This window comes from Sphingomonas sp. FUKUSWIS1, assembly GCF_000733135.1.
GTDB lineage: Bacteria > Pseudomonadota > Alphaproteobacteria > Sphingomonadales > Sphingomonadaceae > Sphingomonas > Sphingomonas aerolata.
The window spans coordinates 1-1,667 of the sequence record NZ_JPJC01000116.1; the positions used below are offsets into that span (position 1 = coordinate 1).

Sequence of the window (1,667 nt, forward strand, 5' to 3'; positions counted from 1 at the left end):
GCGGGCGGCGGCGCGGGGATGGTGCTGCGCGCGGACGTGGTCGCCGCGGCGATCGACAGCGTCGCGGACGGGCGGCCGGTGCTGGCGATGACGCCGCGCGGCAGGCCGCTGACGCAGGAGCGCGTTCGTGAGCTCGCAGCAGGCCCCGGCGTCACCGTGCTGTGCGGGCGGTTCGAGGGGTTCGACGAGCGGTTGTTCGAGGCGCGCGCCATCGAGGAGGTGTCGATCGGCGACTATATCCTGTCGGGCGGCGAGATGGGCGCGCTGGTGCTCCTCGATGCTTGCATTCGGCTGCTGCCCGGCGTAATGGGCGCGGCTTCTAGTGGGGATGACGAGAGCTTCGAAACGGGGCTTCTCGAATATCCGCATTATACCCGACCTCAGATATGGGAAGGGCGCACGATCCCGCAGGTGCTGCGATCGGGGGATCATGCGAAGATCGACGCATGGCGCAAACGCCGCGCGGAGATCGATACACGGTCACGGCGACCGGACCTTTGGGAGCGCCATGAGGGCGCTCGGGTCCAGTCGCCCTCTGGCGCGCGGCGACACGAGGACTGACTATGAACCTGTTGCAGACGATCGAAGCCGAGAACATCGCGAAGTTCCTGGCCAACAAGACGATCCCCGATTTCCGCCCCGGCGATACGCTGAAGGTCGGCGTGAAGGTCGTCGAAGGCGAGCGCACCCGTATTCAGAACTATGAGGGCGTGTGCATCGCGCGCTCGAACAAGGGCATGGGCAGCAACTTCACCGTGCGCAAGATGAGCTTCGGCGAGGGCGTCGAGCGCGTCTTCCCGCTCTACTCGCCGAACGTCGATTCGATCGAAGTCGTCCGCAAGGGCGCCGTGCGTCGCGCCAAGCTGTATTACCTGCGTGGCCGCACCGGCAAGGCAGCGCGTATCGCCGAGCGTCGCGACATGCGCCCCGCCAAGGGCACCGCAGCCGCCGAGTAATCGGATCCTGCGAGACGCGATCGAGGGCGCGGGGGCGATGGTCCCCGCGCCCTTTTTCGTGCCTGCCGTCGGGCACCCGGCAGGGTTCGGGGCAGGGGCGGGGACCGCGAATGTTGCGAATGTTGAGACGATAGCGCGTTTTTTCGCGCGGGGGTGACGACCCCCTGTCGGGCATGACCCGGCGACCGCGGAGGCGGGGGTGCGAGTCGAGGCTGGATCAGACCAGGCCATGCGGGTAGGCTGCGCCTTTTGCCGCGATAAGGCCAGCAGCGTTCCTTACAGCGGGCGGGGCGGTGACGAGCGCCATGGAGGGCCGCCCTCGTGACCCTGGATCCTGACTTTCGTCAGGATGACGGTGTGGGTGGGGTGGTGGCTTGTGTCGATCGTGGGCCGTGGTGTTGAGGCGGGCGGCGCGGGGCCGGGTCAGGCGTCGCGCCAGCGACCGGGGGCGAGATCCGCCAGGGTCCAGTCGCCGATGCTCCAGCGGACGAGGCGGAGCGTCGGGTGGCCGATCGCCGCGGTCATCCGGCGGATCTGGCGGTTGCGGCCTTCGCGGATCGTGATCCTCAGCCAGCAATCGGGGATGCTCGCGCGCACGCGGATCGGGGGCACGCGCGGCCAGAGGTCGGGCGCGTCGATCCGTTCGACCTCGGCGGGGCGGGTGGGGCCGTCCTTCAGCACGACGCCGTCGCGCAAGGCATCGAGCGCGGC

The 1,667-nt window shown here is 69.0% G+C and carries 2 protein-coding genes and 1 pseudogene; 2 read left to right on the forward strand and 1 reads right to left on the reverse strand.

Going from position 1 to position 1,667, the window contains the following annotated elements:
• Positions 1-561: tRNA (guanosine(37)-N1)-methyltransferase TrmD (gene trmD, locus sphsw_RS08200; protein WP_031440179.1), on the forward strand; the 561-nt coding region annotated here is incomplete at its 5' end.
• 2 nt (positions 562-563) lie between these two features.
• Positions 564-956, forward strand: coding sequence for a 50S ribosomal protein L19 (rplS, locus tag sphsw_RS08205; RefSeq protein WP_031395442.1), 393 nt, complete (start codon positions 564-566; stop codon positions 954-956).
• A 423-nt stretch (positions 957-1,379) separates the two neighbouring features.
• Here rplS and sphsw_RS20355 read toward each other — a convergent pair.
• Positions 1,380-1,667, reverse strand: a pseudogene (locus sphsw_RS20355) (pseudouridine synthase); the annotation flags it as partial.

What these genes read in the sequence shown, in the direction of transcription:
- rplS (WP_031395442.1), top strand. Translation starts at nt 564, where the DNA reads ATGAACCTGTTGCAGACGATCGAAGCCGAGAACATCGCGAAGTTCCTG.